This is a genomic window from Clostridium sp. AM29-11AC, assembly GCF_003480545.1.
GTDB lineage: Bacteria > Bacillota > Clostridia > Lachnospirales > Lachnospiraceae > Otoolea > Otoolea saccharolyticum_A.
The window spans coordinates 1-22,988 of the sequence record NZ_QUJI01000006.1 but is presented as its reverse complement, the minus strand read 5'-3'; the positions used below and the strand labels follow the sequence as shown (position 1 = coordinate 22,988).

Sequence of the window (22,988 nt, the reverse complement as noted above, 5' to 3'; positions counted from 1 at the left end):
GGATCGCACTGCGGCGGAAAGGAAAAATTCCCGCAGACCATACAAACAAAAGTCAGTAAAGGAAACGAATTTATGAATATACAGTGGTATCCGGGCCATATGACAAAGGCCAAACGAGCCATGAAGGAGGACATCAAACTCATCGATCTGGTGATTGAGCTGGTGGATGCGAGAATGCCTCTGGGGAGCCGAAACCCTGACATCGACGAGCTGGCCAAGGGAAAAGGGCGGATGGTTCTTCTCAATAAGGCGGATCTGGCAGACGAGAGAATGAATGAACAGTGGACCTCCTGGTTTAAGGAGAGAGGCTTCCATGTGATCAAAATCAATGCGCGGACGGGAATGGGGTTAAAACAGATTCATCCCATGGTTCAGGAGGCCTGCCGCGAGAAGATCGAAAGGGACAGAAGGCGGGGAATCAAGAACCGCCCGGTCCGCGCCATGGTAGTGGGAATTCCCAATGTGGGAAAATCCACCTTTATCAATTCTTTCGCCGGAAAGGCCTGCGCAAAAACGGGAAATAAGCCGGGCGTGACAAAGGGAAACCAGTGGATTCGTCTGAACAGGACGCTGGAGCTGTTAGACACGCCGGGTATCCTCTGGCCCAAGTTTGAAGATCAGACAGTCGGCCTGAATCTGGCCTTTATCGGCTCCATCAATGACGAGATTATTGACAAGACAGAGCTGGCGGCGGAGCTGGCAGACTTTTTGATGACTCATTACCGGGAGATGCTGGAGGCCCGCTACCAGCTGGTGCCCGGGGAGAAGTACGAGCCCTACCAGGTGCTGGAGCAGATTGCCAGAGTACGTTCCTGCCTTCTCAAGGGAAATGAGCTGGATCTGAAGAAGGCGGCCAACCTGTTTCTGGATGATTTCAGGAGCGGAAAGCTGGGAAGAATCACCCTGGAATTTCCGGATGGCAGAGAGCAGGACAAAGGAGCGCAGGTATGAAGCCACTGAGCGGTGAAAAGCTTAAAAAGGAACTTCTCCGCCTGGAGGGGATGAAGGAGTACGAAAGGAAATATGCCTCCTGCGGCTTTATCTGCGGAATCGACGAGGCGGGACGTGGCCCCCTGGCCGGCCCGGTGGTGGCGGCGGCCTGTATTCTCCCGACGGACTGTGAGATCCTCTATCTCAATGACTCCAAAAAGCTGACAGAAAAGCGCAGAGAGGAGCTGTTTGTGGAGATTCAGGAAAAGGCGGTATCCTTTGGTGTGGGCATTGTCAGCCCGGCTGTTATTGACGAGATAAATATCCTTCAGGCCACCTACGAGGCCATGCGCCAGGCAGTGGAAAAGCTGTCTGTCAGGCCGGACGTGTTTCTCAATGATGCGGTGGTGATTCCCGGCATTGACGAGAGCAGGCAGGTGAAGATTATAAAGGGCGACGCAAAGAGCGTTTCCATTGCGGCTGCCAGTATTCTTGCCAAGGTGACCAGGGATCACATGATGGAAGAATACGACCGGCTGTACCCGGAATACGGCTTTGCCAAGCATAAGGGGTACGGGACGAAGGCTCATCTGGACGCTGTCAGGGAGCACGGCATGTGCCCGATTCACAGGAGAAGTTTTCTGAAGAAATTTATGGAGCGGGAGGCAAAGGAGCTGGAAAGCGAATAGAAATGCAGGAAGAAAAACGAAGGAAGGGCCCGGCGGGCAGGAAGAGTACCAGGGCCAGAGGGGCCAGGTATGAGGAGCTGGCTGCCGCCTTTCTGGAAAAACAGGGCTATGTGATTCTGGAAAAGAATTTTTTCTGCAGGACCGGAGAGATTGACATTATCGCGAGAGAGGGAGACACGCTGGTCTTTGTGGAGGTAAAATACAGAAAGGATCTGGCTGCCGGAGATCCGGCAGAGGCTGTTAATGAGAGAAAGCAGGAAAAGATCCGGAAGGCCGCTGCCTTCTACCTCTATGCCAGGGGGCTTTGTCCGGAACAGCCCTGCCGTTTTGACGTGGTAGCGATTCTGGGAAGTGACTTCAGGCTTTTGCGGGATGCCTTCTGACCGTAAAAGATTCAGCCTCTCGGAACCTCTTTTGCCCAACAGAACAGGAGAATAAAACCCATGGAAATTCATTTTAAGAAAAAAGACGAGAGGGCCGTTTTAAGGCTTCGGGAGAGTCGGGGAGTCCCCTATCTTTCCTTTCCGGCTCTTGAGGAAACGGGACTGGTGGCGCATGCCTTCTCCACCCGCCTGGGGGGTGTGAGCAAAGGTGATTTTGCGACGATGAATTTTTCCTTTACCCGGGGGGATAACCCGGATGATGTGCTGGAAAATTACAGCAGGATGGCGGCAGCTCTCGGCGTGGAGAGGGAAAAGATGGTTCTGACGTATCAGACCCACACGACCAACGTGCGCCGCGTCACAGAGGAGGACGCCGGAAAGGGCGTGGTGCGGGAGAGAGATTACAGGGATGTGGACGGACTTATCACGGACATTCCCGGGCTCACCCTTGTGACCTTCTTTGCCGACTGTGTTCCCCTCTATTTTCTGGATCCGGTCCGCCGGGCCATCGGGCTGTCACATTCCGGCTGGCGGGGCACGGCAAACCGGATGGGACAGAAGACGGCCGAGGCTATGAAGGAGGCTTTCGGGACAGAGCCGGAGGACCTGATCGCCTGCGTGGGCCCCAGCATCTGCGCAGACTGCTATGAGGTGGGGCCCGAGGTGGCCGAGGTCTTTGCCGACAGCTTTGGAAAAGAACACAGGGAAAGCATTCTGAGGAAAAAGGAAAACGGCAAATACCTCCTTGACCTGTGGGAGGCCAACCGGATCGTCCTTCTGGAGGCCGGAATCCGGCCGGAGAATATTTCTGTGACAAATATCTGTACCCACTGCAACCCCGAGCTTCTGTTTTCACACAGAAGAAACGCCGAGCGCCGGGGAAACCTCTGCGCTTTTCTGAGCCTGAGATAGAGGTCTGCACCCTCCATCAGCTCCGGCCTGCGCTCCATGGTGGGGAGGAAACATGGCAGGACGCCAGAATAAACAGTAAAAAAGGAACTGGGCCAGAGGAATTGTCTCTGTCCGCAGTTCCTTTTTCGTTTGCCTCTGTGGCCCTACAGAAAAGAGCTTTCACTCTCTGTCATGCAAGGTACTCTGAAGCTGTGTGGGCTGTGTCTGAAACAGCTTATTTGCCGGCCATCTGTCTTTCCTGAGCCTCGATCATCTTCTTAACCATATATCCGCCTACAGAACCGTTCTGAGCAGAAGTTAAGTTGCCGTTGTATCCGTTGCTGTTTAACGGAACACCAAGCTCATTGGCAACCTCCATCTTGAATCTGTTCATTGCTTCCTTAGCCTCTGGTACATTCATTGTGTTGTTATTTGTAGACATAACAAACCCTCCTTTTCATCTGACTTTTGCCCATGCTCTATTTCATTTTGTCTTGTCTTCATGGGCTGTTTTTTATGCTACACTCCTATTATGTGTTTAAAACGCAATAATACACTGGCATCTTTTGTGCAGATTTCCAGTGTCTGCCTGAGTTCGGCAGAAGAACGCGCAAATATTTTTTCATTAGATGAAGAAATGAAACAGAACCTTCCCGAAACTGCAAAAAACGACGCCTTCGGACGCTGCAACAGCCAAAAACATAGCCTGTTCGTAAAATTTTGGCTTGTATATAATAGAATTACATACTATAATATGCTTTGACGAACAGGCAGGAAGCCTTTTGTCAAAAAAGAACAGCAGGACAAAGATATGAGAGTAATAGCAGGCAGCGCGAGAAGGCTGCTTTTAAAGGCACCGGAAGGGATGGACACCAGACCCACCACAGACCGGATAAAGGAAACCTTGTTTAATATGATTCAGGATGAGCTGTACCACTGCCGTTTTCTCGACCTTTTTTCCGGAAGCGGGGGAATCGGCATCGAAGCCCTGAGCCGGGGCGGCGAGCTGGCAGTGTTTGTTGAGAACAGCCCGAAGGCTGTGGAGGTGATCCGCAGCAATTTAAAGACAACCCATCTGGAGGACAGGGCGATGGTGATGAACTGCGATGTGCAGACTGCTCTGAACCGTCTGGAGGAGAGAGGGATGTCCTTTGATTTTATCTTCATGGATCCGCCCTACAATCACCTTTACGAGAAACAGGTGTTGGAACGCCTGTCAGGCTCACCGCTTATAAAGGAGAATACGCTGATCATTGCAGAGGCGTCCAGGGAAACGGACACATCCTACATTCCGTCTCTGGGATTTTGCATCAGCCGCGTAAAGGAATACAAGACGAACAAGCATTTATTTATTACTCCTGCCAGGCGGTTGGGGGATTCTTGAATACTAAAGGAGAAAACAGTATATGAAAACAGCCATATATCCGGGCAGCTTCGATCCGGTAACTCTGGGGCATTATGACATTATTGAGCGCTCTTCCCAGATTTTCGACAGACTGATCGTGGGGGTTCTCAATAATAGTGCAAAATCTCCATTGTTTTCTGTGGAAGAACGTGTTAAGATGTTAAAAGACGTGACAAAGGAGCTTCCGAATGTGGAGATTAAGTCATTTGACGGACTTTTGATCGACTTTGCACGGGAAAATCAGGCGCAGGTGATTGTCAGAGGCCTGCGTGCGGTTACAGATTTTGAGTATGAGCTTCAGATGGCGCAGATGAACCGCGTGATCGCCCCGGAAATTGACACACTGTTTCTGACTACAAACCTGAAATACGCATACTTAAGTTCCAGTATTGCCAAGGAGGTCGCCATGTATGGAGGAGATATCTCGGCATTTCTGGATCCGGCGGTAGAGAGGGAAGTGCAGAAAAAGTGTTCTGTCATTCAGAAACGGTAAGAAGGGTAAAGGAGATTGAGTGCTATGAGCAGAATTGAACAGATTATCAACGAAATTGAAGAATATATTGAGAGCTGCAAATTCCAGCCTCTGTCCAATACGAAGATTCTTGTAAATAAGGAGGAGATCGAGGAGCTTCTGGTAGAGCTTCGTCTTCGTATCCCGGAGGAGATTAAAAAGTATCAGAAGATTATCAGCAACCAGGATGCGATTCTTCAGGAAGCCCGCTCTCAGGCTGACGCCATGGTGGCCAAAGCTACCGCTCAGACGAATGAACTGGTCAATGAGCACGAGATTATGCAGAGAGCCTACGCTGAGGCGGAGGGGATTATTCAGAATGCCCAGGCTCAGGCCCAGGCCATTGTGGACAATGCAGTGGGAGAGGCAAACGGCATCCGCCAGGGAGCTGTGCAGTATACGGATGATATGCTGAGAAGCCTCCAGACGATTATCAAACATTCCATGGATGAGGCCCAGAGCCGCTTTGATTCCTTTGCATCCTCCCTTCAGTCCAGCTATGACATTGTCTCCTCAAACCGCAATGAGCTGGCCGGAAGCCTGGTACAGCAGCCGGAGGTGCCTAACCAGGAGATGACAGCAGAATAAACAGAGCCGTGGACAGGACGAGGTGAGCGAGCTTCCACAGTACATAATGCCGGATGGAGAGTCCGGCATTTTTTTCGATATGGGGCTTTCGGGGCCCTATGACGGCAGAAACCTGAAAGATGCCGGAGAGGCCGCCGAACACAGCCGAGCCCAGCATGGCGGCAGCAGCCGGAACGCCTGTCATGGAGGCTGCGATCTCCCGGATTCCCGTGGTCATCTCCACAGCCCCCAGAAGACAGGGACCAAGGAAGCTTCCCGGAGGGGAAAAATGGCCGAGAAAGACGGCCAGGATAGAAAAGATCATCAGGTACACCCCGATTTTTGCCATAATTTCCAGGCAGTTCATCATCAGCCCGTCAAAGGAGGGCGTATCCTCCGACCGCTCAGAGTCGCCGGGAAAACCGGCTGCCGGTGAAAGGGGTTCTGATGGGCGCAAGAGACCCCTGTCAGCTTTTTGGCAGGAGCTCCTCTCTGAGATTTTTGAGGCTTTGCGAACCCCATAGAGACGGCCTGCTGCCAGAGACAGGGGCAGAAGAGGCAGATAGACTGATGCCAGCACCAAGGGGAAGGAGACAGACGGCTCTAAAAAAGACCGCAGATACCCTGACAGGAACATGGGGCTGGGCCAGGCGGAGACGGCTAGGAGAAGCTTTGCCTCCGAAAGAGAGATGCTTCGGCTTTGGAGCAGATCTGCCGTGGTTTTGGGCCCCATGGGATAGCCGCACAGAAGGCCGGAAAGAAGGGCATAGCTTCCCTGCCTGGACAGCCCCAGGCGGGAGAGAACCGGAAAAAAGGGAGCGGTCAGCACAGGCACAGCTCCGGACACCACGATGGCATTGGAGCAGAGCATGAAGGGAAGAAGCGTGGGAAGAACCGTGTTGAACCACAAAAGGAGGCCGTTTTTCGCCCCCTCCAGGGACAGGGAAGGGTTCAGGAGCAGAAGAAACAGAGTGCTGACGGCAAAAAGCCGGAGAATGGATTTTTTCATGGCAGACCGAATATGATTGTTTATACACTATATGTAGGAAAAAGGTTCTGTTATGATCTTGATTTTTATTCTGCTTCTGGCGGTCTTTAATATGACGGCTGTTCACTCCCTGGAGGAAGCCGCCTTGCTGTCCCGGCTGGAGCCCAATGTCAGTGAGTCTGCGGAGTTTCGCGCCATGAGGCTTGGGCCTGCCATGGCCGGCCTGGAATGGCTGGATCCGGATCAGACGGCTGCTCTGATGGTGAAGCACGATTACGATTTGACAGAATGTGAGGATCTGTCTTATGATAATAAGAAACTTCTCGCCGGAAAGCCGGCGGAGTACAGGGAGCTTTCTGAGGCGTACCGGACGGTATTTTCCGATCTGGTCTATTTCCCAATCCCCGAGAGCACAGATCCGGAAACGCCGGATGTGACCTACGAGGACGGCTGGCAGCAGCCCCGCACCTACGGCGGGGAGCGGGGCCACGAGGGCTGTGATATCATGGGCGGACAGGGGGAGCGGGGATTTTACCCTGTTGTCAGCATGAGCAGCGGAACCGTTGAGAAGGTCGGCTGGCTGGAGCAGGGAGGGTGGCGAATCGGGATCCGGACAGAGTCGGGCGCCTACCTCTACTATGCCCACCTGTATTCCTACAGCAGCAAATGGCAGGAGGGAGATACGGTGAAAGCCGGGCAGCTTTTAGGCTTCATGGGAGATTCCGGCTATGGAAAGGAAGAAAATACGGTGGGGCAATTCCCGGTTCACCTTCATGTGGGAATTTATATCAGGACAGCCCACTATGAGGAGCTGAGCGTAAATCCCTACTGGATTCTCAGGTATCTTGAAAAAAGGCGGATTTCCTGTGAATACTGAGATTTTGGAACTGGCCGTGTCCGGAAGCGGCTTTTGTCCGGGAGAGATACAGACGGAAAGCAAACAGAAATACAGGCAGAAAGCAAACAGAAATACAGAAATGAGTCTGAGAGCAGACGGAAGGATGGAATGAAAAACAGGATGAAGGACAGCAGGAAAAAGGGCAGCAGAAAAAAGGGAAAGAAGGGCAGCCTGGAAGCAAAGGGACTGAAAGAAAAGGGACTGAAAGAAAGCCGATCAGAGGAAAGCAGACTGGCACAAGGCAGTCTGGGAGGAGTCAGGCCGGAGACCGGGGACAGCGCAGAAACAGAAATCCGGACGGAAAACGCCCCGGGCTGCCGTGCAGAGCTTCTCCCTGAGGATTTCAGGGAAAAGATGAGAAAACTTCTGGGGAAGGAGTACGAGGCGTATCTGGAAAGCTTTGAAAAGCCCTGCCACAACGGGCTTCGGGTCAATACCATGAAGCTCTCGGCAGAGGACTGGAACCGCCTCTCGCCCTTTCAGACAGAGCCGGTTCCATGGATTGAAAACGGTTTTTACTACAACGCTTCAGATGAAGGCTCAGGCCGGCCGTCCAGACATCCCTACTATTACGCAGGACTCTACTATCTGCAGGAGCCAAGCGCTATGACTCCCGCCAATCTGCTTCCAGTTAAGCCGGGGGACCGGGTACTTGACATCTGCGCCGCCCCAGGCGGAAAAAGTACAGAGCTGGGCGCCAGGTTAAGGGGAGAGGGACTGCTTTTTTCCAATGACATCAGTAATACCAGGGCAAAGGCTCTCCTGAAAAACCTGGAGATGGCCGGGATTCCAAACATCTGTGTGTCCAGTGAGGCGCCGGAAAAGCTCTCAGAGTTTCTGCCGGAATTTTTTGACTGCATTCTGGTGGACGCGCCCTGCTCCGGCGAGGGAATGTTCCGCAGGGAACCGGATATGATAAAGAGCTACAGGGAGCGGGGCCCGGAGGACTATGTGCCGATTCAAAGGGCAATCATGGAGGAGGCTGTAAAGATGCTGCGGCCGGGCGGCTATCTGCTCTATTCCACCTGTACCTTTGACCGGGAGGAAAATGAGGGAATAATTCGGTATATATTAGACAGACATCCAGATATGAGCCTTTGCAGTCTGCCCCACAGGCACGGATTTGCAGAAGGGATAGGGATGCCGGAGTGTGTGCGCCTGTTTCCCCACCGGATAGAGGGGGAGGGACATTTTGCGGCTCTTCTACAGCGGGCCGGCTCCGGGGAGCGCCCCCGGAGGAAAGACAGGACAGCGCAGTCAGGGACTTCCTTGAAGCTTCCTGACGAGGCTATGGCTTTTCTGAGCTGCCTGAATCTGAGACGAGGCGGCACAGATGGCCTGCCGGGACAGGTGGAGGAGAAAAACGGGAAACTTTACTGTCTTCCACCGGATTTCCAGGATATGAAGGGCGCCGGAAAGGGGATCCGTTTTCTTCGCACCGGGCTTTTGCTGGGAGAACTGAAGCGGGGACGCTTTGAACCGTCCCAGGCCCTCGCCATGGCTCTCAGAAAAGAGGAATATCCCTTTACTGCAGATTTCCAGGCAGAGGATGAGCGGGTTATCCGGTATCTGAAGGGAGAAACGGTGGCTCTGAGGGAGGAGGAAGCCTCCTGGCCGGACGGCTCCTGGGTTCTCGTGTGCACAGACGGGTTCCCCCTGGGCTGGGCTAAAAAAGCAGGTCTGAACCTGAAAAATAAGTATTACCCCGGATGGAGGTGGCAGTGATGGAGAAGGCCATGCGCCTGGATCGCTATCTGGTAGAGATGAAAAAGGGAAGCCGGAGCGAGGTCAAGAAAATGATAAAAAGCGGAAGAGTGAGCTTGGATGGAGAAATCTGCCGGGAAGCGGAGAGAAAGATTCAGCCTTCTGCAAGTGAGGTGTCCCTGGACGGAACGCAGGTGGGCTACGCCGCCTATGAATATTTTATGCTCAACAAGCCGGCCGGCGTGGTGTCGGCCACAGAGGACGGCCGCCATAAGACCGTGGTGAGCCTGATTGAGGATGCAAAGAGGAGAGACCTCTTTCCTGTGGGAAGACTGGATATAGACACAGAGGGCCTTCTGTTGATTACCAATGACGGGAAGCTGGCCCACCGCCTTCTCTCGCCCAAAAAGCATGTGGACAAGACATATTTTGCAAGGGTAGAGGGGAGACTTCCAGAGAACGCAATCGAGCAGTTTAAAGAGGGGCTCACGCTGGAGGACGGAACAAGGACCCTGCCTGCAAGGCTGGTGATACAGAAGGCATCAGGGACTGCTGAGGATGATGGGAAAGCAGGCAGCAGCCTTTCCGAGATCGAGCTGACCATTCACGAGGGAAAATTCCATCAGGTCAAGCGCATGTTTGAGGCGGTGGGCTGCCGCGTAGTCTATCTGAAGCGGCTGTCCATGGGAAGACTGAGACTGGATGAGAGTCTGGCTCCGGGAGCTTATCGCAGGCTGACTGAGGAGGAGATTTCAAAGCTTCAGGGGGAAGGAGACTCCGGGGATGAGAGAGGGCTTCTCTCCGGAAAAAGGGCCTATCTCTTTGACCTGGACGGAACGCTGGTGGACTCCATGTGGATGTGGGGAGCCATTGATATCGAATATCTGGGAAAATTCGGGATTCCCTGTCCGAAGGATCTGCAGAAAGCCATCGAGGGGATGAGCTTTACGGAGACGGCCGTCTACTTTAAGGAACGGTTTTCCCTGCCGGATTCCCTGGAGCAGATTAAGGCGGACTGGACGGCCATGTCTATAGAAAAATACAGGACAGAAGTGCCGCTAAAGCCGGGAGTCCGCCGGTTTCTTGAGAAGGCGGCAGAAAGAGACATTAAAATGGCCATCTGCACCAGCAATGGCAGGGAGATGGTGGACGCCGTGTTAAGCGCGTTAAAGATCCGGGACTTTTTCTCCTGTGTGATTACGGGCTGCGAGGTGGCGGCCGGAAAGCCGTCCCCGGACATCTACCTGGAGGCGGCCCGCCGGCTTTCTGTAAAACCGGAGGAGTGCGCAGTCTTTGAGGATGTGCCGGCGGGAATTCTTTCCGGAAAGCGGGCCGGCATGACCGTTTTCGCCGTGGAGGATGATTTCTCAAAGGGAATGGAACAGGAAAAGAGAAGGCTGGCCGACGGCTATATTGACGGCTACCTGGCTCTTCTTTAACAGGCAGCCGGCTGCTGGGCGGGACAGGAAACGCCGGCAAAGCTTCCGGAGAGTGAAAATACAGACGGAGGAAAGGCAGAGAGTTTATGATACATGATTATTTACCCATATGCAGAGAGGATATGGAGAAGAGAGGCTGGGATCAGTGTGATTTTGTCTATGTGACAGGCGATGCCTATGTGGATCACCCTTCCTTCGGCCATGCGATTATCAGCCGAGTGCTGGAATCCCACGGCTACCGGGTGGGAATCATCCCACAGCCGGACTGGAAAAAGCCGGAGAGCATTACGGTGCTTGGAGAGCCGAGGTTAGGCTTCCTGATTTCCGGCGGAAATATGGATTCCATGGTAAACCATTATTCTGTTTCCAAAAAGCGCCGGGCAAAGGATTCCTATACACCCGGCGGGGAAATGGGAAAGAGGCCTGACTACGCAACCATCGTATACGGCAACCTGATCCGCTCTGTTTACAAGGATAAGCCCATCATCATCGGAGGCATCGAGGCAAGCCTTCGGAGGCTTGCTCACTATGACTACTGGTCGGACAGGCTGAAGCGCTCGATCCTGCTGGATTCCCAGGCAGATCTGATCTCTTACGGGATGGGAGAGCGATCCATTGTGGAGATTGCAGATGCGTTAAACAGCGGAATAGACGTAAAGGACATTACCTTTATCGACGGAACCGTCTACAGGGCAGACAATCTGGATTCCGTCTATGATGAGATACGCCTGCCCTCCTATCAGGAGATGAAGGAGGACAAGCGGGAGTATGCGAGGAGCTTCTATACTCAGTACTGCAACACGGATCCCTTCGTGGGAAAACGGCTGGTGGAGCCTTACGGGGAAAAGCTGTTCGTCATCCAGAATCCGGCTTCCAAGCCGCTGACACAGGAGGAGATGGACGATGTATATGCCCTTCCCTATATGAGAAGCTATCACCCCTCCTACGAGGCGGCAGGCGGAGTTCCGGCTATCACGGAGGTGAAATTCAGCCTGATCAGCAACAGAGGCTGCTTTGGCGGCTGCAACTTCTGCGCTCTGACCTTCCACCAGGGAAGAATTGTCCAGACCAGAAGCCATGAGTCCATCGTGGAGGAGGCAAAGCTTTTGACGGAGGAACCGGATTTTAAGGGATATATTCACGATGTGGGCGGCCCTACGGCAAATTTCCGTTTTCCTGCCTGCGAAAAGCAGATGACGGCCGGAGTCTGCCCGGAACGGCAGTGCCTGTTTCCGAAGCCCTGCCGGAATCTGAGGGCGGATCACAGGGACTATATCGCCCTGCTCAGAAAGCTCAGGGACATTCCCAGGGTAAAAAAGGTGTTTATCCGTTCCGGAATCCGCTTTGATTACCTGCTTGCCGATCCAAGCAGAGAGTTTTTAAAGGAGCTGTGCCAGTACCATGTCAGCGGCCAGCTGAAGGTGGCGCCGGAGCACGTGGCCGACAACGTCCTGAGGCGGATGGGCAAGCCGGAAAACAGCGTTTACCGCCAGTTTATGAAGGAATACAGGCAGATGAATGAGCGTCTGGGACTGAAGCAGTATCTGGTTCCCTACCTGATGAGCTCCCACCCCGGCTCTACCCTTAAGGAAGCCATAGAGCTGGCGGAGTATCTCAGGGATCTGGGCTACATGCCTGAGCAGGTACAGGATTTCTATCCGACACCGTCCACCATCTCCACCTGCATGTATTACACAGGTCTGGATCCAAAGACTCTGACACCGGTGTACGTGCCCACCAATCCTCATGAGAAGGCCATGCAGAGAGCTCTGATCCAGTACAGAAATCCCAAAAACTATGATCTGGTGGAGGAGGCTTTAAAGAAGGCAGGAAGAACCGATCTGATCGGCTTTGATAAAAAATGTCTGATCCGTCCGAGAAGGACAGGGGAGAGCTTTTACCGCTCCGGCTCTGGCCACGCCGCCCACAGCGCAGGTTCAGGCTCAGGCAGCCGCGGGCGCACTATGAAGCCAGGAGGAACCAGACAGGAATCTTTTGGAGGCTCTGGCACAGCAGGAAGAAAGGGAAACGGAGCGCAGGCGCCGAAAAAGAAAAAGACCATTCGGAATGTCCACAAAAAGCACGTCTGATGAGACGAACGGGAAACCGGCCAGGCCGGTTCCGGGCGGCGGATGGAAAAGAAAAGGAGGCACAGAACATGAAGATTGCAATCGTGACAGGAGCTTCTTCCGGAATGGGGAGGGAGGCAGCCATTCAGCTGGCCGATCGGTTTGCAGGCCTTGACAGTATCTGGCTGATTGCCAGAAGAGAGGAACGTCTGAAGGAGCTGAAACGGCAGCTTCCTGTTCCCTCCAGGATATTTGAGATGGATCTGACAGACAGCAGGCAGTTATCCCGCCTTTCAAAGGCCCTTCAGACAGAACAGCCCAGGGTAAAGTTTCTTGTAAATGCGGCAGGCTTTGGAAAAATCGGCCGTGTGGGAGAGGTCCCCCTCGAGGAGGAGGCGGGGATGGTAAGGCTCAACTGTGAGGTTCTCACAGGCGTTACCCATCTGGTTCTCCCCTATATGGAAAAGAACAGCAGGATTATCCAGTTTGCATCCTCGGCAGCCTTTCTGCCGCAGCCGGGCTTTGCCGTCTATGCAGCCACAAAGGCCTTTGTGCTCAGCTACAGCCGGGCCCTCAACGAGGAGGTCAAGGGCCGCCAGATCTATGTAACCGCTGTCTGCCCGGGCCCGGTGAGGACGGAATTTTTCGACATTGCCCAGACCACTGGGACCATGCCGCTCTACAAGCTCCTTGCCATGGCAGATCCGAGGCGGGTGGTAAAAAAGGCCATCAGAGACTCTGTAATGGGAAAGAGTGTTTCCGTCTACGGGCCGCTTATGAACCTGTTTTTTGCTGCCGCCAAGATTCTGCCCCACAGCCTTCTGCTGGCAGCCATGTCGGCCCTGTCGCCCCAAAAGGTGACGGCCCCTGAACCGGCAGAGGAAACGGGGGAGGGGGACGGTGTTTCGTCCGCCGATGGAAGAGCAGAAGAGTAAGAACAGAAAGCAGGAATGGAAAAGCAAAAACAGAAAAAGTAAGAGCGGGAAAGTAAGATCAAACAAAGGAAGCTCAAATACAGGAAGATCAAAAAGCAAGATCAGAAAATCAGGAGAACCAGACAGATGAAACGGATCAAAAAGGGAGAGTACGGATACAGAAACAGCATGAAGCGGGGGCTTCTGTTTAAAATCGCCATTCTGGCAGCCTTTATTCTGGCCCAGCTGGGCGCCAGATGGCTGACAGACAGTACGGCACTTAAAAATATTCTCACTGTTATGGCGGTGATCACGGTGATTCCGGCGGCCAATCTGGCTTCGCCGTATGTTGCGGTGCTGCCGTTTAAGACGCCGGCCAGGGACTTTTATGAGAGAATGAGGCCCTTTGAGGACAAATGCCAGGTGCTTTACGATCTGGTGCTGACCACCAAAGACGACATACTCCCCATGGATGCCATACTGGTCCATCCCACGGGGATCTATGCCTACTGCACCAACAAGAAAGCAGACGCCGCCAGGGCAGAAAAAGCCCTGAATGAGATTCTGAAGGCGAATCGCCTGGATCCGAACTTTCGGATTACAAAGGAGCTCTCCTCCTTTGAGAAGAGGGCAAAGAGCCTGAAGCCGGCCTCTGAGTACGAGGACGACGGAAGCGTAGAATATGGGGTAAATGTAATGAAAGGATTGTCCATGTAATGAGGCTTGTGACAGTGACGAAAAACGAGGCGGGGCAGCGCCTGGACAAGCTGCTGTTCAAATATATGAATCTGGCGGGGAAGAGCTTTGTCTACAAGATGCTGAGGAAAAAGAATATTACTCTGAACGGAAAGAAATGCGACGGTTCAGAGAGGCTTCTGGAGGGAGACGAGATCCGCCTGTTTCTCTCTGAGGAGACCATTGAAAAATTTTCCGAGGTAAAAGTGCAGAAGGTCAGCCGGGTAAAGTTAGAGATTGTCTATGAGGACGAGGATGTGATTTTTATTAATAAGCCGGCAGGCATGCTGTCCCAGAAGGCCAGGGACGGGGATGAGTCCCTGGTGGAATATCTGATTGCCTACCTCATGGAGAGCGGTCAGCTCACCAAGGAGGAGCTTAAAAGCTTCCGACCCTCCGTCTGCAACCGCCTGGACCGCAATACCAGCGGTCTGGTGGCTGCCGGAAAGAGCCTCCCGGGGCTTCAGGAGCTGTCGAGAATCATCAAGGACAGAAGCATTGGAAAATATTACCTGTGCCTGGTGAAGGGGCAGGTGAAACAGCCCAGCCGGATTGAGGGATGGCTCTTAAAAGATGAGAGGACAAACCGGGTGGAGGTGACAAAGGAGGAGAGGGAGGGAAGCCTTCCTATCTGTACGGAATATACTCCTCTGCTGAGAAGCGGCGCCCACACGCTTCTGAAAGTGAAGCTGATCACAGGGCGCTCCCACCAGATCCGCGCTCACCTGGCCTCCATCGGCTGCCCCATTGTGGGTGACAGCAAATATGGAGATCCGGCGGAAAACAGGAAGGCAAGGGAGCAGTTTGGAGTGACAGGGCAGCTTCTCCATGCCGCCGAGCTGGTGATGCCCGGGGAGCTCTCCGGACCCTTATGCCGGCTCAGAGGCAGGAAATTTGCCGCTCCTCTTCCGGAGACCTTTCTGACTATGGCAGAGGCGGTATTCCCGGATCAGGACAGCAGACAAATTCTTGCGGCCTGGAAATGTGCCGGCAGAAACAGGGACAGAAAGGGCAGATAGGGATGGGAACATGGAAAACAAGAGGGCTCAGAGGCTCCAGTCTGGAGGAACGGATCAACAGGACGAACGACAGCTACAGGGAGAAGGGGCTGGCTCTGATCCAGAAGATTCCGACGCCCATCACCCCTATTACCATTGACAAGGCCAGCCGTCACATCACTCTGGCCTATTTTGACCAGAAGAGTACCGTGGACTACATCGGAGCCATCCAGGGCATCCCCGTGTGCTTTGACGCCAAGGAGTGCGCCGCATCCACCTTCCCTTTGCAGAATCTCCATCCCCATCAGGTGGCGTTTATGGGCGAGTTTGAGAAACAGGGAGGAATCGCCTTTATCCTTGTATCCTACACGGCCATGGACGAGATGTACTACATTCCTTTCCGGGATGTGGAGCGGTTCTGGGTGCGGATGGAGAGGGGAGGCCGAAAGAGCTTTACCTATGAGGAGGTGGACAAGGAGTACCGGGTGCGCAGCTACCGGGATTACTTTGTCCATTACCTGGAGGCTGTGAAAAAGGATCTGGAGTGGAGAGAGGCGGAGGAAAAACAGAACAGTTACTTTTAATAAAACCGAAACAGGATAAGGAGGACATTAGACATGATAAGCAGAGCAGCAGAGCGTTTTTTACATTATGTATCCTTTGACACCCAGTCAAAGGACGATGAGGAGCAGGTTCCCAGCACAGAAAAGCAGAGAGTGCTGGCAGAGGTGTTAAAAAGAGAGCTGGAGGAGATGGGGGCGTCTGATGTGCGCATGAGCGAAAACGGCTATGTGTACGCAGTGCTCCCGGCTACTACAGATAAACCGGTAAAGGCCCTGGGTTTTATCTCTCATATGGATACGGCTCCTGCCATGTCCGGCACGGATGTGCGGCCGCGTATCGTAGAGAACTACGGAGGAGGAGATATCGTCCTGAACGAGGAAAAGCAGATCGTCATGCGGGTCAAGGATTTCCCGGGAATGGCTGACTGTGTGGGAAAGGATCTGATTGTCACAGACGGAACCACCCTTCTGGGAGCCGACGACAAGGCAGGCGTGGCTGAGATTATGGAGATGGCTGAATTCTTCCTGTCCCACCCGGAAATCCCCCACGGGAAAATCTGCATCGGCTTTACGCCCGACGAGGAGGTAGGCCGCGGAGCAGACTTTTTTGACGTGGAGGGGTTTGGCGCGGACGTGGCCTACACAGTTGACGGAGGCCCTATCGGAGAGCTGGAATATGAAAATTTCAACGCCGCTTCCGGAAAGGTGGAGATTAACGGCCGCGGAGTTCATCCGGGAAGCGCCAAGGGAAGCATGATCAATGCCCTTTTAGTGGGAATGGAGTTCCAGTCTCTGCTTCCAGTCTTTGAAAATCCCATGTACACAGAAGGATATGAAGGGTTTTTCCATCTGGACCAGTTCAGCGGGGATGTGGAGAGCGCCCATATGGAGTACATTATCCGTGACCATGACAGGGAAAAATTCGAGAAAAAGAAAGAGCTGTTTGAGGCGGCTGCCGCTTACCTGAACCGGAAATACGGAGAGGGGACAGTTGTGGTGAAGCTGAAGGACTCCTACTATAACATGAAGGAAAAAATCGAGCCGGAAAACCTCTATCTCATTGATATTGCCAGCGAAGCCATGAAGGCCCTCGGCATCGCTCCCCAGGTAACACCGATCCGCGGCGGCACGGACGGCGCGCGCCTGTCCTACATGGGTCTGCCCTGTCCAAACCTCTGCACAGGCGGCTATAACTTCCACGGAAAATATGAGTTCATCCCGGTGCAGTCCATCGACACTATGGTGGAGATCCTCAAGGATATTGTGATCCGGTTTGAGAAGAGATGACAGAGAAAAGATGACAGATAGAAGAGATGATAGAGAAAAGAGATGACAGAAAAAAGAGATAAAAAGCTGTCCGGCTGCCTGAGCCTGAGCGGGGACCAGATCCGCTCTCACAGAATCAGAGCCCATCATCTGGATGCCAGGAGAGGACGGGATTTTCTTTTGGAGGCAGCCGGCGCCTGCGGGCTTCAGAATTCCCCGCCGGGAGCATGGGAGACGGCGCTTTTTAACCGCATTGACGGGCTCAGCCTGGATGCCCTCAGAAATGAGCTGTATGAAGAAAAGACGCTGGTGCAGGCGTGGAGCTTTCGCGGCGCCCCTGTGGTATTTCCCGCTTCAGAGAGCGGTATTTTTCTTCATCCCCTGGCAGCAGCTCCCGGCGAGGAGCCGTGGATTTACACCAGAGGGATCTCGGCGGCCCTGGATTTCCTGCATATGGATTTTGAGGAGGTCTTTTCCTATGTAAGGGAGGCGGCCGCATATCTGGACAGCCATACGGTGACGGGGAAGGAAGAACTGGATCAGACCCTGGCATCTCTCATCGGGGAGCGGCTGCCTGCTGACAGGCGGGCCCTCTGGGATTCTCCCTCCATGTACGGTCAGCCTGACAGACAGACGGCAGGCGGGGCGGCGGTATCCTTTCTGCTCCGGCCCTGTTCGTTTCTGGGGCTGACAGTTTTTGGCAAGCGCACAGGGGCCAGCCAGGATTTCACTTCCTACAGGCGCTGGACAGGCAGCGAGGCGGCGGTTCTTCCGGAAGCGGAAAAGAGGCTGACAGAGAAGTATTTTCACTGCTACGGGCCTTCCACAGTGCAGGAGTTTGCCAAATGGCTGGGCTGTTCCCCCAGGCAGGCGAAACGGCTGTTTGAGAAGGCAGCCTCCGCTCTGGAGCCGGTGCAGGCTGGAGGAAAAACAGGATATATCCTGTCTTCCGACAGGGAGAGCTTTCTGAAGGGCGAAGAAGCCTGCACAAGCAGGAAGGAGGGGGAGGCTTTGCTAACCCCGCGGCATCTTCTGCTTCTGGGGGCCCACGATCCCTATCTGGATCCAGGCCACAGGGAGATTCTTCTGGAAGAGAAAGCTCTGTGGCCCAGGGTATGGAGGACCGTGGCAAACCCAGGCGCTGTCATAAGAGACGGACGCATTGTCGGAATCTGGAAGACGAAAAAACAGTCTGCCGGAGGGCGGAGAAAGGAGTCGGAGGCGTCCAGGGCAGATATTTCCATAGAGCTTTTTTCTGCCCTTTTGCCGGAGGAGGAAAGAGAGCTTTCCAGGCTGGCAGAGGAGTACGCCGCATTCCGCAAGTGGGAGATAGGAAGGCTTACTGTCACCGCCCTGCTTTAAGGAGGGGTTTCAGAAGGCTGCCTTTGCCGCGGCAGCTTAAAGAAGCACCTCCACCTGGTATTCCTTCATCCAGCAGTTAATCTGGATCAGATAGGCCATCATCTGAGGCGCTGCCATAAGCTGACCGTACCACGGCTTTCCGTAGTCGGAGGGACTTGTGAGGAAGCGCTCCGTCTTCTCACGGTCCAGGAACAGGAGAACGGGAGAGGAAGAGTCATGGAGAATCTCTCTTACGCGCCCGGCCAGCAGCTTTTCATAGCCCTGGTCGTAGGTCTTGGGATAGGGGGACTTTTTCCGGAACAGAATCTCGTCAGGAAGCAGTCCGCGCCCGGCCTCCCGCAGAAGACCCTTTACGATGCCGTCCTTTGCCTTCATCTCCCACGGCACGTTGTACAGATATTCAATGATCCGGTGATCGGCAAAGGGAACTCTGGCCTCCAGGCCATTCCTCATGCTGGTGCGGTCCATCCTGTTTAAAAGGGTCTGCATAAACCACTGAAGGTTGAGCCAGGAGATTTCCCTCCTTCTGGCATCCTTCCCGGTTTCTCCGTCCAGGCGCGGCGTCTGTGCCAGAGAGGCTTCATAGGCCTCCTTTACATAGTCATCCATCTGAAGTTCCTGAAGGAAACTGTCAGAAAGGAGGGCTTTCCGGGGCGTCAGATCCATGGTCCAGGGGAAGGTGTCTGCACTCAGGCAATCCTCCCTGTGGAACCAGGGATACCCGCCGAAAATTTCGTCTGCACATTCTCCGGTCAGGGCTACCTTGTGGTGCCTGCTTACCAGAGAACAGAAGTAGAGGAGAGAGGAGTCCACATCGGCCATACAGGGCAGATCGTGGGCTTTTACTGACTCTGAGAGAAGATCGGCCTGCTCTTTGGTGGAGCATTCCAGAAAGTGGTGCTCAGATCCAAGGAAGGCTGCCATCTGCTCCACATAGGGGCGGTCCTGGGAGGGCTGAAATGCATTGGAACGGAAATTCTCTCTGTTTCCGGCAAAATCGAAGGAATAAGTTACGAGTTTCCGGTTTTTCTTTTTCAGCTCCCCGGCGCAGATGGCGGAAACCAGGGAGGAATCTACCCCGCCGGAGAGAAAGGTGCAGATGGGGACATCTGCCACCATCTGACGCTTTACGGCATCCTGGATCAGGAAGGACGTTTTCTCTACTGTCTCATCAAAGGAATCCTCATGGGGTCTGGCCTTCAGCTTCCAGTAGGTGTGGAGCCGGCTTCCCCCCGGTGAGCAGCACAGGAAATGTCCCGGCAGCACCTCGTGGATATTTTTGTAGACGCCGCAGCCGCCTGTCCGGGCAGGGCCAATGCTGAAAATTTCATTGAGTCCCTTTCGATCCACCTGGGGGTGAACTCCGGGACAGCACAGAAGTCCCTTCAGCTCGGAGGCAAAAAAGACCGTGCCGTTTGCCTCCGTGTAAAAGAGGGGCTTAATCCCTGAGCGATCCCGGTAGAGAAGGAGGCGGTTCATCTCCGTGTCCATGATGGCTATGGAGAAGATGCCGTTGATCTTTCGCACGAACTCCGGTCCCCAGGCCAGATAGGCCAGAAGAAGAACCTCCGTGTCGCTCTTTGTCTCAAAGGAAAAGCCCCGGTCCGAGAGTACAGAGCGAAGCTCCGGCATATTGTAGAGCTCTCCGTTGTATACAATTCCCACCTTATGCTCCCCTTTGGGGCGGATCATCGGCTGGTGTCCTGTCTCTAAATCTACGATCTGCAGCCTGACGTGAGCCAGGCCAAAGTGGCTGTCCAGGTAGGTTCCGCTGTCATCGGGACCCCGCCGCCTCTGAGCCTGGTTCATAGCCTCGAGCACAGAGCGGCAATAGACTTCTTTTCTTTTAAAATCTGCTTCATGGTTATAAAAACCTGCAATTGCGCACATGAGATATACCCCCTGACTGCTTTATATGTTGAATTCAAAAATCTACAGCTGAATCGTTTAAAAGTTTACGGCTGAATCAGACGGGAAAGACTCTGCCGTATCTTCCGGCTGCTCCTCTGACCGGTTTTGTTTTTAAACAGGCCGCACATGTCTTCTGGTCGGATCGGCTGCCGCAGCCGAAGCTACAGCAGGAAGCAGGAGACGGCAAAGACGGCCAGGAAGCCCAGACAGACGGGCAGAAGGTTTTTCCCTGCCAGCTTCGACGGACTTACCCCGCAGATAGCCGCCACCGGGATGATGCCCCAGGGGACGATGGTTCCGCCGCCCACAAAGATCGCAGCGATCTGTCCCAGAGCAGCTAAAACAGGGACAGAGGCCCCTGTGGCTGTTCCAAAGGTCTGGGCGAGGGCGCCGGTCAGAGGAAGACCGGAAAAGCCGGAGCCGTCAAGTCCCGTGAGGCCTCCGACGAGAAGCTGAAGAGCTGCGGCCATATACTGGTTGAGAGGGGCATGGCCGGCCAGCCACAGGGCCCAGTCATTTAAGATTCCGCTCTGATACTCTTCACCGAGAATCACAGTGATTCCGCTGCCTCCCAGAAAGAAAAAGGCTCCGATTACAATGACGGGAGCAAAGATCCGTATGGCAAAGAGAAAGCCCTCTGTCAGATAAAAGGTCACCTTTTCCAGAGAGCGTCTCCCGTATCCCAGCACTGAGCCGAGGCACATGAGAAGCACGGCCGTCCCGGATACAATGCTGGTGGCGTCCCCGCCGCTCAGATGAAAGGCCAGCATGACAAGAATATCTGCAAGAAAGGCTGACGGGACGGCTAAGGCAAGGATCACCGCGGCTCTGCGGGGGCTGCCGGGCTCTTTTGCATCTGTCTGTGAAAGAGCCTGTATCTGATATCCTTCCTCTGTCTGGTCCTTTGCTTTCTTCCAGCCTGCCACAATCTGTTTTCTGTTCAGCAGATAGGCAGAGATAACGGTGACAGCTCCCATGACAAGAAACAGCGGCCTCCCCTCTGTGAGAATATCAGCGGCCGGGATTCCGGCTGAAGAGGCGGAGACGGCAGGAGCACCCTGGATTACCGGGTCGTAGCTCAGGGCAAAGCCGTGCCCAAAGAGATTCATGGCCATAGCCGCAAACAGGGGAGAAAGTCCGGAGCCCACGGCAAAGGGGAGCATGATGGCGCCGATCAGGGCTACTGAGGGGGAAGGCCAGAGAAAGAGTGAAAAGAGAAACATGGTAATTCCCAGAATCCACCAGGTGAGGGAGGGATTTCTCATGATCCGCTTCATGGGGGCCATGAGAATCCGATCGCTTCCCAGATCGCTCATCGACTTGGAGAGAGCCGTTACAAGGGCGATGGTGGCAATAATCTCCATAAATTCTCTGGACGCGTAGAGAATGGCGTTAAATACAGTCTGTATCCCTCCCATAAGTGAGTGAAGTCCCATGGAGCCGATGAGAAAGAGAAAGGCGATACAGACGATAGGTGTGTCAAGCCGCAGTATCATGACGGCCAGAATTGAAACCACTCCGATCAGATAGAGAATGTGGAGCGGTGTGATAGCTGCTGTCACTGGCATAGTTCAGATCTCCTGTTCGTAAGGCTATATAACAGTGTATGCAGGGGATGGGCGGAAGGTTTGAAAATACTGAGGCATGCTGTGGTGAAAGATGGTTTATGAAAAAACCATAAACTTTAATGATGCATACTGGAAAAGCCTCCAAAGAACCGCTATAATGATAAAAAACAGCTCACAGCAAAGCAGGATTTGACCTGAAACCAGGCATCAGCGGGGGAGGATTGACGTATGTACAACACACAGCTGGAAACATTTATCACAGTTGCGGACCTGGGCAGCTTTAACAAAGCGGCAGAGGCCCTCTATATCAGTGCTCCGGCGGTAACCAAGCAGATTAATCTGCTGGAGAGGGCGAAAAAGGCCATGCAGGAAAAGGATCAGGTGCTCCGAATCGGGACTTCCCCCATGACGCCTGCCCAGCCGATTGTGACAGCCTGGAGTCAGGCTCAGGAAAAGATTCCCGGCCTGAAGCTTCAGCTGATCCCCTTCATGAACAGTCAGGAAAATGCCCGGGAAATTCTGAAAAATCTGGGAACGAATATCGATGTGGTAGCGGGGATCTTCGATGATACCATGCTGAGGCTGCGTCAGTGCTCCGGGCTGGAGCTGTCCAGACAGCCTATCTGCTGTGCAGTGGCGGCAGGCCACCGGCTTGCAGGGAAAGAGCGGCTTACGATCCAGGATCTGTACGGGGAAAACCTTCTGATGATGCACCGTGGATGGAGCAATTACGTGGATGAACTGCGTGATGATATCTGGAAAAACCATCCCCAGATCAACGTGGTGGATTTTGACATCTATACGGTTGACATATTTAACCGCTGCGAAAACAGCAATGATGTCCTGATGGTGGTGGAGAACTGGAGGGATGTCCATCCTCTGCTCAAGGTGATTTCCGTGGACTGGAATTATGCCATCCCGTTTGGCATCCTCTATTCTTCGGAGCCCTCTGAGCTGGTCAAAAAGTTTCTGAAGGCACTGCAGGAGGTGTGCTGAGAAACGGACGGTTTATGTTTTTCTGCCGGAGACAAAAACAGAGAATGAAATTCTCCCCGCTCCTCCTTCCTGCCCACAAGATAATAGGTCACAGAGAAGCCTGAGGACCTCCGGCCCCGCAAGCGCCTGATTTGCGGGGCCGTTTTTGTATCAGGAAAACCACGCGATAGTCGCGTGGTTCTATAGGAGCTTTAGCGATGT

The 22,988-nt window shown here is 53.7% G+C and carries 22 protein-coding genes and 1 pseudogene; 19 read left to right on the top strand and 4 right to left on the bottom strand.

Translation table 11 applies throughout. From position 1 onward, the window contains the following. Positions 1–72 precede the first annotated feature (72 nt). Genes ylqF through pgeF form a run of 4 tightly spaced genes read left to right on the top strand, consistent with a single transcriptional unit; the run spans position 73 to position 2,914 of the window. Positions 73–951, top strand: coding sequence for a ribosome biogenesis GTPase YlqF (ylqF, locus tag DW757_RS06320; protein ID WP_118751304.1), 879 nt, complete (start codon positions 73–75; stop codon positions 949–951). Beyond that, positions 948–1,619, top strand: a complete 672-nt coding sequence (locus tag DW757_RS06315; RefSeq protein ID WP_008398339.1) for a ribonuclease HII — start codon at positions 948–950, stop codon at positions 1,617–1,619. Before ylqF ends, DW757_RS06315 begins: the two co-directional genes overlap by 4 nt. Positions 1,620–1,621: 2 nt before the next feature. Further along, a complete protein-coding gene (locus DW757_RS06310; RefSeq protein WP_021965607.1) occupies positions 1,622–2,002 on the top strand; it encodes a YraN family protein in 381 nt (126 codons plus the stop codon). 60 nt (positions 2,003–2,062) lie between these two features. Then, positions 2,063–2,914, top strand: a complete 852-nt coding sequence (pgeF, locus tag DW757_RS06305) for a peptidoglycan editing factor PgeF (RefSeq protein WP_118751303.1) — start codon at positions 2,063–2,065, stop codon at positions 2,912–2,914. Between the two features lie 214 nt (positions 2,915–3,128). Here the strand turns inward: pgeF and DW757_RS06300 are convergent, their stop codons facing one another. Continuing rightward, a complete protein-coding gene (locus DW757_RS06300) occupies positions 3,129–3,335 on the bottom strand; it encodes an alpha/beta-type small acid-soluble spore protein (RefSeq protein ID WP_015574163.1) in 207 nt (68 codons plus the stop codon). Positions 3,336–3,689: 354 nt separating this feature from the next. On the opposite strand from DW757_RS06300, the pseudogene rsmD reads away from it, so the two are divergent. The 3 genes and pseudogenes from rsmD to DW757_RS06285 form a co-directional block, all read left to right on the top strand. Then, positions 3,690–4,277 (top strand): annotated as a pseudogene (gene rsmD, locus DW757_RS06295) (16S rRNA (guanine(966)-N(2))-methyltransferase RsmD); the annotation flags it as partial. Between the two features lie 22 nt (positions 4,278–4,299). Next, positions 4,300–4,791, top strand: coding sequence for a pantetheine-phosphate adenylyltransferase (coaD, locus tag DW757_RS06290; protein WP_008398332.1), 492 nt, complete (start codon positions 4,300–4,302; stop codon positions 4,789–4,791). A gap of 24 nt (positions 4,792–4,815) precedes the next feature. Next, a complete protein-coding gene (locus DW757_RS06285; RefSeq protein WP_008398331.1) occupies positions 4,816–5,397 on the top strand; it encodes a hypothetical protein in 582 nt (193 codons plus the stop codon). On the opposite strand, the gene DW757_RS06280 is transcribed toward DW757_RS06285, so the two are convergent. Then, positions 5,372–6,385, bottom strand: a complete 1,014-nt coding sequence (locus DW757_RS06280; RefSeq protein WP_118751302.1) for a hypothetical protein — start codon at positions 6,383–6,385, stop codon at positions 5,372–5,374. The genes DW757_RS06285 and DW757_RS06280 overlap by 26 nt on opposite strands. A 52-nt stretch (positions 6,386–6,437) precedes the next feature. On the opposite strand from DW757_RS06280, the gene DW757_RS06275 reads away from it, so the two are divergent. From DW757_RS06275 to DW757_RS06230, 11 genes are all read left to right on the top strand, one after another. Continuing rightward, complete coding sequence (locus DW757_RS06275) at positions 6,438–7,241, top strand: M23 family metallopeptidase (RefSeq protein WP_118751301.1); 804 nt, start codon at positions 6,438–6,440, stop codon at positions 7,239–7,241. Next, positions 7,231–7,374: a hypothetical protein gene (locus DW757_RS17630; RefSeq protein WP_156796984.1), complete on the top strand. Its 144-nt coding sequence runs from the start codon at positions 7,231–7,233 to the stop codon at positions 7,372–7,374. The genes DW757_RS06275 and DW757_RS17630 overlap by 11 nt, the downstream gene beginning before the upstream one ends. Continuing rightward, positions 7,371–8,987, top strand: coding sequence for an RsmB/NOP family class I SAM-dependent RNA methyltransferase (locus DW757_RS06270; RefSeq protein WP_279221216.1), 1,617 nt, complete (start codon positions 7,371–7,373; stop codon positions 8,985–8,987). The genes DW757_RS17630 and DW757_RS06270 overlap by 4 nt, the downstream gene beginning before the upstream one ends. Continuing rightward, positions 8,987–10,405 carry a pseudouridine synthase gene (locus DW757_RS17990; RefSeq protein ID WP_118751299.1) on the top strand — a complete coding sequence of 473 codons (1,419 nt, stop codon included), beginning with the start codon at positions 8,987–8,989 and terminating at the stop codon, positions 10,403–10,405. Before DW757_RS06270 ends, DW757_RS17990 begins: the two co-directional genes overlap by 1 nt. Before the next feature lie 86 nt (positions 10,406–10,491). Next, positions 10,492–12,495 (top strand): YgiQ family radical SAM protein, encoded by a 2,004-nt coding sequence (locus DW757_RS06260; RefSeq protein ID WP_118751298.1) that lies wholly within the window; start codon positions 10,492–10,494, stop codon positions 12,493–12,495. 68 nt (positions 12,496–12,563) lie between these two features. Beyond that, on the top strand, positions 12,564–13,409 hold the full coding sequence (locus DW757_RS06255) for an SDR family NAD(P)-dependent oxidoreductase (protein ID WP_182433265.1): 846 nt from the start codon (positions 12,564–12,566) through the stop codon (positions 13,407–13,409). 126 nt (positions 13,410–13,535) lie between these two features. After that, the gene (locus DW757_RS06250; RefSeq protein ID WP_008398323.1) at positions 13,536–14,105 is read left to right on the top strand and encodes a hypothetical protein; all 570 of its coding nucleotides are present in this window, start codon (positions 13,536–13,538) and stop codon (positions 14,103–14,105) included. Further along, positions 14,105–15,142 (top strand): RluA family pseudouridine synthase, encoded by a 1,038-nt coding sequence (locus tag DW757_RS06245; RefSeq protein WP_118751296.1) that lies wholly within the window; start codon positions 14,105–14,107, stop codon positions 15,140–15,142. The genes DW757_RS06250 and DW757_RS06245 overlap by 1 nt, the downstream gene beginning before the upstream one ends. Before the next feature lie 2 nt (positions 15,143–15,144). Next, the gene (locus DW757_RS06240) at positions 15,145–15,705 is read left to right on the top strand and encodes a Holliday junction resolvase RecU (protein WP_182433264.1); all 561 of its coding nucleotides are present in this window, start codon (positions 15,145–15,147) and stop codon (positions 15,703–15,705) included. A gap of 33 nt (positions 15,706–15,738) precedes the next feature. After that, positions 15,739–16,971: a peptidase T gene (pepT, locus tag DW757_RS06235; RefSeq protein ID WP_118751294.1), complete on the top strand. Its 1,233-nt coding sequence runs from the start codon at positions 15,739–15,741 to the stop codon at positions 16,969–16,971. A 42-nt stretch (positions 16,972–17,013) separates the two neighbouring features. Beyond that, a complete protein-coding gene (locus DW757_RS06230) occupies positions 17,014–18,312 on the top strand; it encodes a crosslink repair DNA glycosylase YcaQ family protein (RefSeq protein WP_118751293.1) in 1,299 nt (432 codons plus the stop codon). Between the two features lie 36 nt (positions 18,313–18,348). Here the strand turns inward: DW757_RS06230 and asnB are convergent, their stop codons facing one another. Both asnB and DW757_RS06220 read right to left on the bottom strand, forming a co-directional pair. Further along, a complete protein-coding gene (asnB, locus tag DW757_RS06225) occupies positions 18,349–20,202 on the bottom strand; it encodes an asparagine synthase (glutamine-hydrolyzing) (RefSeq protein ID WP_118751292.1) in 1,854 nt (617 codons plus the stop codon). A gap of 182 nt (positions 20,203–20,384) precedes the next feature. Further along, positions 20,385–21,791 (bottom strand): citrate transporter, encoded by a 1,407-nt coding sequence (locus DW757_RS06220; protein ID WP_118751291.1) that lies wholly within the window; start codon positions 21,789–21,791, stop codon positions 20,385–20,387. Between the two features lie 228 nt (positions 21,792–22,019). On the opposite strand from DW757_RS06220, the gene DW757_RS06215 reads away from it, so the two are divergent. After that, positions 22,020–22,787, top strand: coding sequence for a LysR family transcriptional regulator (locus DW757_RS06215; RefSeq protein WP_118751290.1), 768 nt, complete (start codon positions 22,020–22,022; stop codon positions 22,785–22,787). The last annotated feature ends 201 nt before the right edge of the window (positions 22,788–22,988 follow it).